General features: G+C 69.7%; 15 protein-coding genes. 4 read left to right on the top strand and 11 right to left on the bottom strand.

Annotated features, from left to right (window positions below; all coding sequences use genetic code 11):
- Positions 1 to 388: 388 nt before the first annotated feature.
- Both ACFSVL_RS42655 and ACFSVL_RS42650 read right to left on the bottom strand, forming a co-directional pair.
- On the bottom strand, positions 389 to 733 hold the full coding sequence (locus ACFSVL_RS42655) for a DUF3099 domain-containing protein (protein ID WP_378313227.1): 345 nt from the start codon (positions 731 to 733) through the stop codon (positions 389 to 391).
- Positions 734 to 741: 8 nt separating this feature from the next.
- Positions 742 to 2034: an amidohydrolase gene (locus ACFSVL_RS42650; RefSeq protein WP_378313185.1), complete on the bottom strand. Its 1293-nt coding sequence runs from the start codon at positions 2032 to 2034 to the stop codon at positions 742 to 744.
- A gap of 19 nt (positions 2035 to 2053) precedes the next feature.
- On the opposite strand from ACFSVL_RS42650, the gene ACFSVL_RS42645 reads away from it, so the two are divergent.
- From ACFSVL_RS42645 to ACFSVL_RS42630, 4 genes are all read left to right on the top strand, one after another.
- Positions 2054 to 3559 carry a DUF7782 domain-containing protein gene (locus tag ACFSVL_RS42645; protein ID WP_378313225.1) on the top strand — a complete coding sequence of 502 codons (1506 nt, stop codon included), beginning with the start codon at positions 2054 to 2056 and terminating at the stop codon, positions 3557 to 3559.
- Entirely contained in the window at positions 3556 to 3981 is a 426-nt protein-coding gene (gene dtd, locus ACFSVL_RS42640) for a D-aminoacyl-tRNA deacylase (protein ID WP_378313183.1), read from the top strand. The genes ACFSVL_RS42645 and dtd overlap by 4 nt, the downstream gene beginning before the upstream one ends.
- A 277-nt stretch (positions 3982 to 4258) precedes the next feature.
- Positions 4259 to 5290, top strand: coding sequence for a sigma-70 family RNA polymerase sigma factor (locus tag ACFSVL_RS42635; protein ID WP_378313181.1), 1032 nt, complete (start codon positions 4259 to 4261; stop codon positions 5288 to 5290).
- 1052 nt (positions 5291 to 6342) lie between these two features.
- Positions 6343 to 8004 carry a fumarate hydratase gene (locus ACFSVL_RS42630; RefSeq protein ID WP_378313179.1) on the top strand — a complete coding sequence of 554 codons (1662 nt, stop codon included), beginning with the start codon at positions 6343 to 6345 and terminating at the stop codon, positions 8002 to 8004.
- 20 nt (positions 8005 to 8024) lie between these two features.
- Here the strand turns inward: ACFSVL_RS42630 and ACFSVL_RS42625 are convergent, their stop codons facing one another.
- From ACFSVL_RS42625 to ACFSVL_RS42585, 9 genes are all read right to left on the bottom strand, one after another.
- Positions 8025 to 8462, bottom strand: coding sequence for an SRPBCC family protein (locus ACFSVL_RS42625; protein ID WP_378313177.1), 438 nt, complete (start codon positions 8460 to 8462; stop codon positions 8025 to 8027).
- 332 nt (positions 8463 to 8794) lie between these two features.
- Positions 8795 to 9301, bottom strand: coding sequence for a hypothetical protein (locus ACFSVL_RS42620; protein WP_378313175.1), 507 nt, complete (start codon positions 9299 to 9301; stop codon positions 8795 to 8797).
- 44 nt (positions 9302 to 9345) lie between these two features.
- Positions 9346 to 9843, bottom strand: a complete 498-nt coding sequence (locus ACFSVL_RS42615) for a hypothetical protein (protein ID WP_378313173.1) — start codon at positions 9841 to 9843, stop codon at positions 9346 to 9348.
- 55 nt (positions 9844 to 9898) lie between these two features.
- Complete coding sequence (locus ACFSVL_RS42610; RefSeq protein WP_378313171.1) at positions 9899 to 10696, bottom strand: ABC transporter permease; 798 nt, start codon at positions 10694 to 10696, stop codon at positions 9899 to 9901.
- Positions 10674 to 11537: a 2-aminoethylphosphonate ABC transporter permease subunit gene (locus tag ACFSVL_RS42605; RefSeq protein ID WP_378313169.1), complete on the bottom strand. Its 864-nt coding sequence runs from the start codon at positions 11535 to 11537 to the stop codon at positions 10674 to 10676. The genes ACFSVL_RS42610 and ACFSVL_RS42605 overlap by 23 nt, the downstream gene beginning before the upstream one ends.
- A complete protein-coding gene (locus ACFSVL_RS42600) occupies positions 11534 to 12601 on the bottom strand; it encodes an ABC transporter ATP-binding protein (protein ID WP_378313167.1) in 1068 nt (355 codons plus the stop codon). The genes ACFSVL_RS42605 and ACFSVL_RS42600 overlap by 4 nt, the downstream gene beginning before the upstream one ends.
- Positions 12598 to 13632, bottom strand: coding sequence for a 2-aminoethylphosphonate ABC transporter substrate-binding protein (locus ACFSVL_RS42595; protein WP_378313165.1), 1035 nt, complete (start codon positions 13630 to 13632; stop codon positions 12598 to 12600). Before ACFSVL_RS42595 ends, ACFSVL_RS42600 begins: the two co-directional genes overlap by 4 nt.
- Positions 13629 to 14315 carry a phosphonatase-like hydrolase gene (locus ACFSVL_RS42590; protein ID WP_378313223.1) on the bottom strand — a complete coding sequence of 229 codons (687 nt, stop codon included), beginning with the start codon at positions 14313 to 14315 and terminating at the stop codon, positions 13629 to 13631. Before ACFSVL_RS42590 ends, ACFSVL_RS42595 begins: the two co-directional genes overlap by 4 nt.
- A complete protein-coding gene (locus ACFSVL_RS42585; RefSeq protein WP_378313163.1) occupies positions 14309 to 15427 on the bottom strand; it encodes a TIGR03364 family FAD-dependent oxidoreductase in 1119 nt (372 codons plus the stop codon). The genes ACFSVL_RS42590 and ACFSVL_RS42585 overlap by 7 nt, the downstream gene beginning before the upstream one ends.
- Between the last annotated feature and the right edge of the window lie 62 nt (positions 15428 to 15489).

The following is a 15489-nucleotide window of genomic DNA, read 5'->3' as shown; positions in this document are numbered from 1 at the left end:
ACCCAACCCCAACATCAACAACCCCACACCAAGACCACCACAGAAAACCACCGGTGGATCCAGGTCTGACGCACCGAACGCCACATTGGGTGCGTCCCACGCACCCAATGCCACATTGGGGCGCTAGCAGCCGTCCGTGAGGGACCCCTTCACGTACTTAGATTCCCTCAAGGAGTCCTTCACGGACCACCCGCGCACCCCACCCCACCAGGCACCGACACCCCCCGCACCCCGATACGAAGCCAAAAATGCGGTCGGCGGGTGCTTGTCAAGGCATCTTTCCCGCCTTGACAAGCACCCGCCGACCGTCATCACAATAGGCTTCGGGGTGCCCTCTCAACCCTCCTGCGCAATGTCGCCGCCAGGCGACGAGCCAGCCCCCGGGGACTCACCCGTCAATCACCCGATGCTTCCGCCCCTCAACCTGCCGGGCATCCCGCGCATACCGATTAACCTTCTCCGTCTTCCGCGGCGGCCGGTCATTGGCGATCAACACCGCGATCCAAGGCAACGGCACCGAAATCACCAGAAACAGAATCGCCAGCCACCACGTGTGATAAGTCAGCCCGGCCAGCACCAGACAGGGAATCCGGCACACCATCATGATGACGTACTTCCGCTTCCGGGCAGCCAGCTGATCGTCCAGCGACGGCTCGGCCTCGGTGATCAGCACAGGCTCGGGGCGGGGATCCGGTCCGTGGGGTGCGTTCACAGCACCACCTCCGCGTTCCATCGTCTCACTCACCGCCCTTCCGCGACACCCGGGCGGGCGAACCGGGACAACGCGGCGACGACCAGCGTCTCGACCCCGGTCCGCAACGTCGGATGCAGCACCGGCGCGAACTTCGACGAATGGTTCGAAGGCACGTCAGTCTCGAACCGCCCCTCGGTCATCGCGGTGATCACCTGCTGCGCGTCAAAGCCCCCGACCAGCCAGAACACCGACGGCACCCCAGCCGCCCGCCCGAACTCGCTGAAGTCCTCACTGCCGGTGACCAACGGCGCGGGCATCGTCGCCTCCGCACCGAAATGCCCACGGAACACCTCCGTCAGCTCATCAGACGCGGCCGCGTCGTTCGCCGTAACCGGGTAGGAAGCGACGACCTCGACGGTAGGCGGCTGCGGCGCACCAGCAGCCGCCGCCTCGCCGTTCACGATCCGCTCGATCGCCTTGCGCAGCCGCAACAACACAGCGTCATCGAAGGCGCGAGTGTTGACCTCCAGCACAGCGTGATCAGCGATCACATTCGCCGCAGTGCCGACATGCATCGAACCGACGGTCACCACAGCAGACTCGGTCGCGGCGATCTCGCGCGACACGATCGTCTGCAGCTTGAGCACCACGGACGCGGCCAGCACCGCCGGGTCGACAGTGGTTTCCGGCCGCGAACCATGTCCGCCACGGCCGTGCAGCGTGATCCGCAAAGTGTCGGTCGCGGCCATGATCACGCCGGGCCGGGTAAGCACCCACCCTGCCGGACCAGGCACGATGTGCTGCCCGAGGACCACGTCGGGGCGGCCGGTCCGCTCGAAGAGGCCGTCGCGGACCATCCCGGCCGCGCCGTCGCCGGCTTCCTCGCCGGGCTGGAACACCGCGAGCAGCGTGCCGGACCACTCGTCCCTCGAAGCGGCGAGAAGGTGCGCGGCACCTGAGAGCCACGTCGCGTGCATGTCGTGTCCGCAGGCATGCATCAGCGGCACGTCGCGGCCCTCGGCGTCGACGCCGCGCGCAGTGCTCGCGTACGACAGACCTGTCTGCTCCTCGACCGGCAACGCGTCGATGTCCGCACGAAGCAGCACAGTCGGTCCTTCGCCGTTGCGCAGGACGCCGACGACGCCGGTGCGACCGATGCCGGTGTGCACCTCGAAGCCGTCTTCAGTCAGCCGTCGGGCCAGCTCTGCCGCCGTACGGGTTTCGGTGAACGCCAGCTCGGGATGACGGTGCAAATCGACGTACAGCGCTTCAAGCTCCGGCAGTGCCGCTTCAAGCGGAGCCAGGACACGCTCGGTGGTCTCGGTGGTCACGATGCTCATCGTGGCAGGCTTGCCCACCGTGAGCACGAACACGCCTCTCCCTGACCTTTCCGACGACGTCTGCGCGCGGTTGCGCGAAGCGTTCCGACGCACCGGCTACGACGCTGACGGCGTCGTCGACGCGCTCGGCGGCGCAGCGCACACGGCGCTCGGCCGCGGCGAGCCCGAACCCGCCCGTCGCGCCAGCCTCGACGCCGGGGACCTCGGCGTCTTCATCCGGCTGTTCCTGCTCGGGCTCGCCGAGCCGGAGAAGACCGTCTCGTCGGCGTTCGCGCCGCTCAGCACGGACGACGCGGTCGCCGCGGGCATCCTGCGGACGGTCGGGGACGAGTTCCGCGCCGCCCTCGACATCCGCCCGCACGGCGACGAGGACGGTTCGTGGTGGGTCGTCTCCGACCTCGACGCCGACATGCTCGGCCACGTCGTGCCCGAGGACCACGTGCTCGGCGTCGGGCACGCGTCGCTGAGCCTGATCCGCGCGACCAGCCGCCGCCCGGTCGGCACCCTGCTCGACCTGGGCACCGGCAACGGCGTCCAGGCGCTGCACGCGACCCGGCACGCGCAGCGAGTGACCGCGACCGACGTGTCGGCCCGCGCGCTCGCGCTGGCCGCGGGCACGTTCCGGCTGAACGAACTGGACGTCGAACTGCTGCGCGGCGAGTGGTTCGCGCCGGTCGCGCGCCGCCGGTTCGACCAGGTGGTGTGCAACCCGCCGTTCGTGGTCGGCCCGCCACGCGTCGACTACACCTACCGCGACTCCGGCCTGGCCGGCGACGACGCGAGCGCCCTGGTCGTCCGTCAGCTGCCGAGCTTCCTCAACGACGGCGGCACCGGCCAGCTGCTCGCGTCATGGCTGCACCGGCGCGGCGAAGACTGGGGCGATCGCGTCGCGCGATGGCTGCCGCCTGAGACGGACGCGTGGTTCGTACAGCGCGACGTCGCCGACCCCGGGCTGTACGTCGGCACCTGGCTGCGCGACGAAGGCATCGACCCGCGCTCGCCCGAAGGCCGGGCCAAGGCCGCCGCGTGGCTCGACTGGTTCACCGAAAACGACGTACAGGGCATCGGATTCGGCTTCGTGACGCTGCGGCGCGCAAACGGTCAGACGCCGACTGTCGTCTGCGAAGACCTGCGACAGGCTTACGACGACCCGCTGGGCCCTGAAGCAGCGAACTGGCTCGACCGCGTCGAGTGGCTGCGTACGCACGGCGACAACGTGTTGGACGTAGCGTTCCGGGTACCCGACACAGTGCTGCTCGAACGGGTCGACTCCCCCGGCGACGAAGGCTGGGAAACGACCGTGCGCCGGCTGCACCGCACTGACGGGCCGGGTTGGCAGCACGAAGTCGACGAACTCACCACGCGCCTTCTCGCGGGTTGCCGCGGCGCACTGCCGCTGTCGGATCTGCTCGACCTGCTGTCCGCCGCGCAGGGCCTCGATTCGGCCGAACTGACGACCGCGGCGTTGCCGATCGTCCGCGAACTCGTGCGGCACGGCATGCTCGTGCCCGGTTCGCCGCAGTGAGGGCGGTAGCGGCGCGGGTCACCCGCGCGAGCGTGACCGTCGCGGGGGAGATCGCCGGAGAGATCAAAGAACCGGGCCTGCTCGTGCTGCTGGGCGTGCACCGTGACGACGATCTCGGCAAAGCCGAAACGATGGCCCGGAAACTGCACGAACTGCGGTTGCTCCGCGACGAGGAATCGTGTGCGACGACCGGGGCGCCGCTGCTCGTGGTGTCGCAGTTCACGCTCTACGGCGACACCCGCAAGGGCCGCCGCCCGTCGTGGACCGCCGCCGCCCGGCCGGAAAACGCCGCACCGCTGGTGGACGCGGTGGTCGCGGAACTGCGCGAACGCGGCGCGACCGTCTCGACCGGACGGTTCGGCGCGGAGATGGCCGTGGAAAGCGTGAACGACGGCCCGTTCACCGTTCTCATTGAGGTCTAGACCACATAGGAGAAGCACGCGTAACATCGAAGGCGCAGCGCGCGATTCGCGCGGATTTCCCGGAGCGGGGCGGTTCTCAGCAAAACCTCAGTTTTGGTGGAGCAACCGCGGGGCGGGTACGCCCGTCCTCATTTCAGCGAGCCGGGAACGTTTGGCCTTCCCGGGGCGTTGAGACCAGTGTCCAGCCAAGCCGGCTGGGCCCGCGGACACGGGATTCCACAGGCCCCGTCCCGCAGGCGCCGGCGAGACACGTTCAGCCCGTGACCGGGGAGGCAGAATGTCAGTCCAGACTCTCGAACGCGAAGCGCGCGGGATTCGCGAGCGCGGGATTCCAGCACAGCAGACCGAGGAGCGTCCGAGCGTGGGGGCGCTCACCGACGCCGACCTCGACGCCCAGAGCCCCGCCGCCGACCTGGTGCGCGTGTACCTGAACGGCATCGGCAAGACCGCGCTGCTCACCGCGGCCGACGAGGTCGAGCTGGCGAAGCGGATCGAAGCCGGGGTGTTCGCCCAGCACATGCTCGACACCGTCGAGGACCTCACGCCGCAGCGCCGCAAGGAGCTGCGCGCGCTGATGCGCGACGGCCACACCGCGAAGAACCACCTGCTGGAGGCCAACCTCCGGCTCGTGGTGTCGCTCGCCAAGCGCTACACCGGACGGGGGATGCCGCTGCTCGATCTGATCCAGGAGGGGAACCTGGGCCTGATCCGCGCGGTGGAGAAGTTCGATTACTCCAAGGGATTCAAGTTCTCCACGTACGCCACGTGGTGGATCCGCCAGGCCATCACCCGGGGCATGGCGGACCAGGGCCGCACGATCCGGCTGCCGGTCCACCTGGTCGAGCAGGTGAACAAGCTGGCCCGGATCCGCCGCGACCTGCACCAGCAGCTGGGCCGCGACGCGACGCACGAGGAACTGAGCGCCGAATCGGGCATTCCGGTGCACAAGATCTCGGACCTGCTCGACCAGTCCCGCGACCCGGTGAGCCTCGACATGCCGGTGGGCACCGAGGAGGACGCCCCGCTGGGCGACTTCATCGAGGACTCGGAGGCGACCGACGCCGAGAGCGCCGTCATCTCCGGCCTGCTGCAGGACGACCTCCGCCGCGTCCTGGCGACGCTGGACGACCGCGAACAGCACGTCATCCGGCTCCGCTACGGCCTCGACGACGGCCAGCCGCGCACGCTCGACCAGATCGGCAAGCACTTCGGCCTGTCGCGCGAACGCGTGCGGCAGATCGAACGCGAGGTCATGGCGAAACTGCGCCAGGGCGAGCGGGCCGACCGGCTGCGCGCCTACGCCAGCTGAGTTTCTTCCCTCTCCGGGCCGGGGTTTTCGGGGCCCGGGTCCCGGAGAGGGCGGAAGAAACCGGACCGCGCGCGGCATTCGAGCCGCCAGATCCGGCTGACCGGGCGCGGGGTCCGGTGAGCCGGTCTCGCGGCTTAGCACGCGGGCCGGGCAGGTCGGGGTTTCCGCGGGGACCGGGTGGGGCCCGGTCAGGCGGGGCGGAGGCCTTCGGCCAGAAGTGTGTTTCGGATGGGCAGCGGCGGGCTGCTGCGGGCTGCGATGGGCTGCCGCAGGCCTGCAGTGGCCGCCGCTGGTTGCGCAGAACCCTCGGTCCGGGTTTCCGGGTCGGGGGTTTTGTCGTTTTTGGGCTACTTAGGACCACTTTTAGCCCGTATTTGTCGTCTTCGTGCCCGAGTTTCTCGTTTCAGGACTCGGCTGTCGCTTCCAATCCGGATTTTGGCCGTGCGTGCCGCGCCCGGCCGCTCGTTCGCCCGGCGGGCCTCTCGCCCGGCCAACCACCCGCTCGCCCAGCCACGGCCACTCCCGCCCAAGCCGACCGCCCCGGCACCTCCGCCTCCGCATTGCCGACAAATCGCCTCATCAACATCACCAGGCCCTTCAACCACATCAGCCCCACAAGCCACTCCAGCCCCACCAGAGCGCAAGATCCTCCTTCCGTGCCCCGCTTCCTCCCGTTCATCCGTTTCCCGCCACCACCCACCGCAATCCCGTCACCACTCCGCGCACCCGATCGTGGAATTCGCGTCTCGTTCGCGTTTGGCGGTTCTGGGCAGTGGGTAGCAAGCGTTCGCGACCCCCGCTGTGCGGCGTCCGGTCAACGCGCCGGCGGGGGTCCTCGTTAGTCACGCGGGGCGGGTGTGTGCGCATCCGGTCCGCTTTCCCCGGGAGGTCGGGTCCGTCGGGGTGGGCCCGGCCTCCCGACCATGCCTGCCGGGATCCCGCGGAAAGCACCGCGGGCGTGGGCTGCCCCACAGCGTCCGCGCACCCGTGCGACCGGCCGGGACTCGCTGAGTACCGTGAGCCAATCCCGATCAGGGCAAAGGAGCCTCGCTGTGCCGCCCACCACGTTCCAGCACACCGAAGTCCTGCCGCTCGGCAAGGACACCACCACCGAATACCGGCTGGTCACCGCCGACGGCGTCGAGACCGTCGAGGCCGCCGGGCGGAAGTTTCTGAAGGTCGATCCGGAGGCGCTGACCACGCTGGCGCGCACGGCGATCACCGACATCCAGCACCTGTTGCGTACGTCACACCTGCAGCAGCTGCGCGCGATCGTCGACGACCCCGAAGCCAGCGGCAACGACCGGTTCGTCGCGATGGACCTGCTGCGCAACGCGGCCATCTCGGCCGGCGGCGTGCTGCCGATGTGCCAGGACACCGGCACCGCGATCGTCATCGGCAAGCGGACCGAGGGCGTGCTGTCCGGCGGCGACGACGAGCGCGCGCTCTCGCAGGGCATTTTCGACGCCTACCAGCAGCTGAACCTGCGGTATTCGCAGATGGCCCCGCTCAATTTCTGGGAAGAGCGCAACACGGGCACGAACCTGCCGGCGCAGGTCGAGCTGTACCACAAAGACAGCGACGCGACGGACCCGTCGTACGAGTTCCTCTTCATGGCCAAGGGCGGCGGCAGCGCCAACAAAACGTTCCTGTACCAGGAGACCAAGGCGGTCCTGAACCCGAAGCGGCTCGCCCGGTTCCTGGACGAGAAGCTGCGCAGCCTGGGCACCGCGGCGTGCCCGCCGTACCACCTGGCGATCGTCGTCGGCGGCATGTCGGCCGAGTTCAACCTCAAGGTCGCGAAGCTCGCCTCCGCGCGCTATCTGGACAACCTGCCCGCCGAGGGTTCCGAACTGGGCCACGCGTTCCGCGACCGCGACCTCGAGCAGCAGGTGCTGGAGATGACGCGCCAGTTCGGCATCGGCGCGCAGTTCGGCGGCAAGTACTTCTGCCACGACGTCCGCGTGATCCGCCTCCCCCGGCACGGCGCGAGCTGCCCGGTCGGCGTCGCCGTCTCGTGCTCGGCCGACCGCCAGGCGAAGGCGAAAATCACCGGCGAGGGCGTGTTCATCGAACAGCTCGAACGCGACCCGGCCCGCTTCCTCCCGGACGTCACCGAGGACGACCTTTCCGACGAGGTCGTGTCGGTCGACCTGAACCAGCCGATGGACGAGATCCGCGCGCAGCTGGCGCAACTGCCGGTGAAGACGCGGCTGTCGCTGACCGGCCCGCTGGTCGTGGCCCGCGACATCGCGCACGCCAAGATCGCCGAACGTCTCGACGCCGGCGAGGAAATGCCGCAGTACCTCCGCGACCACCCGGTGTACTACGCGGGCCCGGCGAAGACCCCCGACGGCTACGCGTCCGGCTCGTTCGGCCCGACCACCGCCGGCCGGATGGACTCGTACGTCGCCCAGTTCCAGACAGCGGGCGGCTCGCTCGTGATGCTGGCGAAGGGCAACCGCTCGAAGCAGGTCACCGCCGCGTGCAAGGAACACGGCGGCTTCTACCTGGGTTCGATCGGCGGCCCGGCCGCGCGGCTGGCCAAGGACTGCATCAAGAAGGTCGACGTCCTCGAATACGCCGAGCTCGGCATGGAAGCGGTCTGGAAAATCGAGGTCGAAGAGTTCCCCGCGTTCATCGTCATCGACGACAAGGGCAACGACTTCTTCTCCGAAACCAGCGAACCGGTCCTGCAGATCAGCTTCCGCTGATTTTCTTCGCGACGCCGGGGTCAGCCGGGAAACATCCCGCCCAGCCGGGCGAGAGTCTTCTCGATGGCCTCGGCGTTGCGCTTCGGAAAGCCCAGCAACCGGATCGCGAGCGGCGACCGCGCGGTGGACCAGTCGAACGTCTCGGTGACCTCGGTGCGCCCGTCCGCCGTCGGCTCGAGCCGCCAGCGCCACCGGTGCCCGGAGAAGTGCCGCCAGGCGATCAACCGGTTCTCCTCGAATTCGACCACGGTGTTCTCGATCCGGTAGGGCGCGCCCATCCGCATCTCCATCCCGAACCGCGCCCCGAGCGACAACCGCCCCGGCGCCGCCCCGCGACTGGCCCGCACCGTGCCGGACCCGTCGATGAGCGGATGCTGAGCCGGATCGGCGAGCAGGGCGAAAATCCGCTCCGGCGCGGCGGCGACGACGGCACTGCGCGAAACCTGGCGAGTTCCCATGCGCCAGAGCCTAGGGCGCCACACCAGTCGTGAGTGGCAATCCCGGTTCTAACCGGCATTGCCACTCACGACCCCCTCGCACGCGCGTCCACTGTGGACCCACCCGCACCAGCGCACCCACCCCGCCAAGACACCCAGCCCTCCCCCAACCCCGATACGAAGCCAAAAACACGGCGCGGGGGTGCTTGTCAAGGCATCTTTCCCGCCTTGACAAGCACCCCCGCGCCGTAGTCACAATCAGGCTGAGGGGTGCCCACCGGCAACACCCCCGAGCGAAACCGCGACCAGCCAGTCGCCGAACGGCCCCCCGACGAAGTCGTCCGGCGACGACGTCACCGAGGCGGAGACTGCTTCAACACCACAGTCCGCTCCCCCAGCGGCGCCCCCAGCGCCACCGAAATCACCGGATGCCGCAAATCCATCGTGCACATCTGCCCGGTCTGCGCCTTGGTCTCGCTCAAATCAACGACCACCTTCTGCGGAGTCTGCTCAACCGCCTCCCCCAGCGCATGCCCGCAGCCGCCTTCCTCAGCCCGGACCACCAAAACCGTCCCCCCGTTGTCCGAATAAACCTCCTTCGGGAACGTCTTGGGCAACGCAGCCCCGTCCACCCGGTTGTCCGGCACCCGGGCCGCCCCTTGCGGAGGGTCGAACTGGGGTTTGCCCGGCGGCGGCACCGAGGTCGAGGTGCTTGCGCTGCCGCTCGGCGGCGCGGTCTCGGTCCCGGACGCTGGTGCGTTCGCCATGCTCGTCGGGCTGCCGCACGCGGCCGCCATCGTGAGCACCAGTGCCGCGCCCGCCAGTCGTGTCGTTCCGATCAGCTTCGTCGAGTACCTCATGATCCCTAGACGGAACTGCCTCCCCCGGGGGTTGCACCCGATCTTCACGGACCGGGCCGCAAGACCAATTCCCGTCCGCCGAGCGGCGCGGCGAGGCGGACCGGCAGCGAAATCTCCCGGATGTGCAACGGGCACATCTGCCCGTGCGGCGGTTTGGTGATCGTCACCAGCACGACGACCTGGGCGGCCGTCTGCTCCCCCGCCTTCGCGCTGAGCTTGTTGCATCCGCCTTCTTCGGCCTGGATCACGACGACCGAGCCGCCCTCCGCGAGCGTGACGTCGTGCGGATACTCCGGCGGCAGCGCCGAAGCGTTGACCTGACCCGGAGCGGGCGCGGTGTCCCCTGGCGGCACGCCCTGCGTCGGGCGGCTCTTCGGCGGCCCGGACGCCGGCGGCGGCGCGACCGACACCGAGGACGACGGCGGCGACGTAACTGGCACCGGGCTGGAGGAACCCGGCGCGACCGGGGTTCCCTTGCCCCCGCACGCCGCGACCGTCAGCAGCAGCGCGCTCGCTCCCACGATTTTCCCGGTAGTCCGCATGCATCGCGGACGGAATCAAGGCCCCGGAGGTTGCATCCGCAGGCGAAAAACTCTTTCACCGGGCCGAAGCCTTTCCGCGCACCAGCCCCAGCAGCACCACCCCGGCCAGCGTCACCACCAGCAACAGCACCGTGCTCGCCGACGCGAGGAACACCTGCCCGCGGTCCGTCAGGGAGAAAATGGTCGCCGGGAGCGTCCGCCAGTCCGGCGGGTACAGCATCATCGTCGCGCCCAATTCGCCCATCGACATCGCCAGCGCCAAACCGGCCGAAGCCGACATCGCGGGCAGCAGCACCGGCAACCGGACTCGCAGCAGCACCCGCAGCGGACGCGCGCCGAGACTCGCCGCGGCCTGTGCGAGCAGCGGGTCAACGCGTTGCAGCGCGGCGGAAACCGTGCTGTACGCGAACGGCAGCAGGATCATCAGGTGCCCGGCCAGCACGATCCAGCGCGTGCCGTTGAAGGCGATCGGCGGACGGCTGAACGCGATCAGCAACGCCAGCCCCAGCACCACCGACGGCACCGCGATCGGCAGGTGGAACAGCGAATCCGCGATCCGGCGCAGCCGCGGCGGCGCGTGGTCGACGGCGAGCGCGGCCCAGGTCCCGATCAGCACCGCGACCAGCGACGTGATCACCCCGGTCTGCACGCTCACCGACAGGCTCGCAAACGTCTCGCCGGACAGCGCCTCGGCGTAATGCGCCCCGGTGAGCCCGCTGGGCAGCACGCCCGTCCAGCTTCCGGCGAACGACGCCAGCACGATCATCACCAGCGGCGCGGCTACCACCCCGAGGAACACCACGCCGAACACCAGCCACACCAGCAACCGGCTACGCCGCGTCCACAGCAGCACGACGGCCTCCTCTCCCGACCACTCGCCGGTAAACCGCGTAGAGCGCCAGCGACAGCACCACGTTCACCACCGCGACCACCGAAGCCGCCGGGAAGTCGAACGTGACGATTCCCTTGCCGTACACCAGCATCGGCAACGTCGAGACACCCTTGGCGCCGAGGAACAGCACGATGCCGAACTCGTTCATGGTCAACAGCAGCACCAGGCACGCGCCGGACGCGAGCGACGGCAACGCCTCCGGCAGCACGACCCGCCACAGCACCCGGCCCGGCCGCGCGCCGAGGCTCGCCGCCACTTCCAGTTGTGCCGACGGGACTTGGCTGAACGCGGCAAGCGCGGGGCGCATCACGAACGGCGTGTAGAAGGTGATTTCGGCCAGCAGCACGCCCCATGGCGAGTACAGAAAGCCAGCGGTGCCAAAGATTCCCGCACCCCCGTACAGGAACGTGAACGCCAGGGCGATGAGGAACGACGGGAACGCCAGCACCGTGTCCACCAGCCGGGCCAGCAGCGTCGCCCCGGGAAACGGGACGAACGCGACCACCAGCGCGAGAAATCCGCCGAGCAGCACGCAGCCGGCGGTGGAACCCAAGGCCAGCAACACCGTCTGCCACACCGCGCGGCCGAATTCCGGCGACGACAGCACCTGCGTCCACACCGACAGCCCGAAACTGCCGTCCTGCGCGGTGAACGACTGCAGGATCACCAGCACCAGCGGGTAGCCGAAGAAGCCGGCGACCACGATCGCGGGCAGGAGCAGCCAGCCGATCCGGTACCGGCGGGGCCGCATGCGGCGGCGAGCCGGGGCGACCGCGGCGGTGCCGAGGGCGAGGCCGGTCATCCGCCGACTCCCACCAGCGGGCAACCGTCCGGAATGGACACTCCGACGCGGTCGCCGACGGCGGGCAGCACCGGGCTGTCCGGCACTTCGGCGCGGATGTCGCAGACCTCGTCGGTGAGCCTCAGGTCGAGCCGGTAGCCGGAACCGCGCCACTGCACGCCGCGGACGAGCGCCGGGAAGGTGCCCGGCCCGGGTTCGCCGACCGAGATCCGGTGCGGCCGCACGCCGAGCGCCACCGGTCGTTCCGGCTGGAGCGTGCCGGACGGTTCGGCGGACAGCTCGCGACCGGCCAGCCGGACCGTCGCGACCGTTCCGTCCGCGCGCACCAGCTCGACCGGGATGAGGTTCGCCGCGCCGAGGAAGCTCGCGGTGAACTCGGTGGCCGGGCGGCGGTAAAGCTGTTCGCACGGGCCGAGCTCGACGAGCCGGGAGTCGCGCAGCACCGCGATCCGGTCGGCGAGCGCGAGGGCTTCGCTCTGGTCGTGAGTGACGTAGATCAGCGTGGTGTCCGGCAGTTCGGCGCGCAGCCGCAGCAGTTCGGCGACCATGTCCTCGCGCAACGCGGCGTCCAAAGCGGACAGTGGCTCGTCGAGCAGCAGCACGTTGGGCCGTATCGCGAGCGCCCGCGCCAGCGCGACCCGCTGCTGCTGCCCGCCGGACAGCTCACGGGGATACCGGCGCGCGTACTCGCTCATCCCGACCAGTTCCAGCACCTCGCCGACGCGCCGCGTCACGTCCGCGCGGCGCATCTTCCGTGCCTTCAGTCCAAACGCGACATTGTCGGCGACCCGCTGGTGTGGGAAGAGCGCGTAACTCTGCACCACCACGCCGAGACCACGTCGGTGCGGCGGCAGGACGGTGACGTCCTGGCCGTCGAGCAGCACCCGCCCGGCGCTCGGCCGGAGGAACCCGGCGAGCGCCTTGAGCGCGGTCGACTTGCCGGAGCCGGACGGACCGAGCAACGCCAGCGTTTCGCCGCGCGCCACGGAAAGATCCAGCGGGGCAAGCGCTTGCGTCGCTCCGAAGTGGACGGATACGCCGCGGAACTCTACTGCCGGAGTCACTGCCCGGTGGCCTTCCGGTACGCGGCGAGGTCGGCGTCGAGACGGCCGAGGACGGCGTTCCAGTCCGGGGTCCAGATGTCCACTCCGGACATCGCGGCAGTGATCTTCTCCGCCTTCGGGCCCTGCGGCTTGACGTCGGAGCGCGCCGGGATGCCGTACGCGTCGCTGGCTTTCGCCTGGGTTTCCGGCGAGAACAGGAAGTCGAGCAGCTTGCGCGCGTTGTCCGAGTGCGGCGCGTTGTTGACCAGACCGGCGAAGTACGGCAGCGCGAAGGTGGAGCGTTTCCCCTGCGCGTCGGCCGGGAAGAACACTGAGAACCCGCCGCTCTTGTCGATCTCGGCGAGGTTCATCTGCAGGTCCCCGTTGGCGACGAGCACCTCGCCCTTCGCGACCTTCGGCTGCAGTTTGCCGGTGGACGACGACGGCCCGACGTTGTTCGCCTGCAGCTTGCCGAGGTACTCGAGCGCGCCCTGGTCGCCGAAAACGTGCTGGGCCTGCAGCAGCACCGCGGTGCCGTCGCCCGCCTCGCCCGGCGTCGAGTACTGGAGCTTGCCCTTGTACTTCGGGTCGAGCAGGTCGTTCCAGCTCTTCGGGGCCGGGTTCGCCTGCTGCGGGTTGTAGATGAAGCTGAGGTAGTTGTTCATCAGCGCGTAGTAGCGGCCCTGCGGGTCCTTCTGCGCGGCCGGAACCTGGTCGGCGCCCTTCGGCGTAGAGGCGGCGAGCAGGCCTTCCTTGGCCGCCTGCTGCACGAACGGCGGGAGCGTCACGAGGACGTCGGCCTGGGTGTTGGCCTTTTCCTTGCCCACGCGCGAAACGACCTCGGCGGAACCGGCGGTCACTGCCTGGACCGTGATGCCGGTCTGCTGCTTGAACTCGGCGAACCGGGCGGTGTACCAGTCTTCGAGGCCGTCCGCGGTGTAGACGGTGACGGTCTGGTCGCCGGACGCGCCGCCCGCCGTGCCGCCGCAGGCGGACAGCAGGCCGGTGAGGGTCGCGGCGAGAGCGACGACGGCCGCTTTCCGGATTCTCATGACTGGGTGGCTCCTTCGAGTACGGCGGGGAGGGCGGAGACGGAGTCGAGAACGTGGGTCGCGCCTGCTGCTTCCAGGTCGGCGCGGTTGCTGGCACCGGTGAGCACTCCGGCGGCGATTCCGGCGCCGGCGGCGAGACCGGTGCGGACATCGGTGGGGGTGTCGCCGACCACCGCGATGTTGCGGACGTCGGTGACCTGCAGTTTCAGTGCGACAGCGAGGATCAGGTCGGGGTAAGGACGGCCGCGCACGCCGTCGCCGGGAGCGAGCGCGAGGTCGGCGAGGTCGTGCCAGCCGAGCGCGTCCAGCAGCGCGCGCTGCGTCGTGGGCGCGAAGCCGGTGGTCAACGCGACCCGGATGCCCTTCTCCCGCAGGCCGCGGATGGTTTCCTCGGCACCGGGGATCGGCCTGCACTCCCCTGCCGCGACCAGACGTCCGTACGAGCCTTCGAATTCGGCGTTCGCACGCTGGGCGAGGTCTTCGTCGCCGAGCAGCGCGCGGAACACGGTGATCTTCGACTGGCCCATGGTTTCCCGGACGTAGCCGAGCATTCCGGCGTATCGTTCGTCCTCTTCGGACACTCCGGCGGCAGCAATCGCCGCGGTGAACGCACGCTCGACCAGTCCGTCGTCCGCGACGGTGGTTCCGGCCATGTCGAGCACGACGAGTTCGGTGGTCACCAGCCCAGCTCCTTTGCGGTGTCTTCGGCGATTGCGGGCGAGCAGGTCATCCCCCGGCCGCCTGGGCCGGTGACGAGGAAAGCGTTGCCGGACAACCGTTCCCGGTGCACCACCGCGGTTTGGTCGGTTGCCTGCGCGTACACGCCGGCCCAGCGGCGGCGGATCTTCGGCAGCGGACGGCCGAGGAGCGCGCCCGCGACTTCGGCGAGGTGTTCGTACGGGTCTTCAGTGACGTCGAAGGAGAACGGCTGCGCGTACTCGTGCGTGTCGCCGATCGTGAGCGAACCGTCGCGGCGCTGCACCATCAACAGCTGCATCGCGTTCCGCGCGGCGGTTTCGCCCTGCGGCTGGCCTTCGTTCATCGCGTCGAGCGCGGTGCCGCGGTAGGCCGGGTAGTAGCGGAAACTGTCGCCGTCCGCGACGCTGGTGGGCAACGGTTCGTCCAGCGGTTCGGTCTGCGCCATCTGCAGCCGGACCCGCCGCACCGGGATCTCGCCCGCGATCTCGCGGACCAGCCCGCCGAGCCACGCGCCGGTGCAGAACACCACGACGTCGCCCTCGTGCCGCTCGCCATGGTCGTCGACCACGCCGTTCTCCGTCAGGTTCCGCACCTCGCGGCCCGGCAGCCAGCGGTACCGGCCGCTCGCTTTGAGCGCTTCGCGGAGAGCGGGCTGCGCGGTCCGCGGCTCGACCGCCGCGTCGCGTTCGCACCACAGCGCGCCGGTGAAGTTGCCGCGCAGCGCGGGGTTCAGCGCACGGGTCTCCTGCGCGTCGAGGAGTTTGAAACCGCGCTCGGCCGCGTCCGGACCTGCGACGACCTGCTGCGCGACGGCCAGCTCGGCGTCCGTGCGGACGACGGTGAGCGAGCCGTTGGGCCGGAAGCCCAGCGCGGGCACGCGTTCGCCGATCCGCTCCCACAGCTCCCGGGCGCGCACCGCCGTCTCCAGCTCGGGACCGGCGGCGCGACCGCCGACCCAGACGAGCCCGAAGTTGCGGACGGACGCTCCGCGCGCCTCCGGCTCACGTTCGAGCTGAAGGACTTCGTGACCGCGTTCCACGGCCTGCCAGGCGTGCTGGGTGCCGAGCACGCCGCCGCCAACGATGAGGATTCGCACGGCCGCAACAGTCGCCGCCCGCGCTCAACGGAGCCTGTCGGCCCGGGGAACGCCAGGTGAAG

The sequence above is a fragment of the Amycolatopsis silviterrae genome (genome assembly GCF_042684085.1).
Taxonomy (GTDB): Bacteria; Actinomycetota; Actinomycetes; order Mycobacteriales; family Pseudonocardiaceae; genus Amycolatopsis; species Amycolatopsis silviterrae.
Note: the sequence above shows the minus strand (reverse complement) of the source record. Positions and strands in the feature narration are given on the sequence as shown.

What these genes read in the sequence shown, in the direction of transcription:
- ACFSVL_RS42595 (WP_378313165.1), bottom strand. Translation starts at nt 13,632, where the DNA reads ATGAGAATCCGGAAAGCGGCCGTCGTCGCTCTCGCCGCGACCCTCACC.
- ACFSVL_RS42635 (WP_378313181.1), top strand. Translation starts at nt 4,259, where the DNA reads ATGTCAGTCCAGACTCTCGAACGCGAAGCGCGCGGGATTCGCGAGCGC.
- ACFSVL_RS42615 (WP_378313173.1), bottom strand. Translation starts at nt 9,843, where the DNA reads ATGCGGACTACCGGGAAAATCGTGGGAGCGAGCGCGCTGCTGCTGACG.
- ACFSVL_RS42655 (WP_378313227.1), bottom strand. Translation starts at nt 733, where the DNA reads ATGGAACGCGGAGGTGGTGCTGTGAACGCACCCCACGGACCGGATCCC.
- ACFSVL_RS42620 (WP_378313175.1), bottom strand. Translation starts at nt 9,301, where the DNA reads ATGAGGTACTCGACGAAGCTGATCGGAACGACACGACTGGCGGGCGCG.
- ACFSVL_RS42650 (WP_378313185.1), bottom strand. Translation starts at nt 2,034, where the DNA reads ATGAGCATCGTGACCACCGAGACCACCGAGCGTGTCCTGGCTCCGCTT.
- ACFSVL_RS42625 (WP_378313177.1), bottom strand. Translation starts at nt 8,462, where the DNA reads ATGGGAACTCGCCAGGTTTCGCGCAGTGCCGTCGTCGCCGCCGCGCCG.
- ACFSVL_RS42605 (WP_378313169.1), bottom strand. Translation starts at nt 11,537, where the DNA reads ATGACCGGCCTCGCCCTCGGCACCGCCGCGGTCGCCCCGGCTCGCCGC.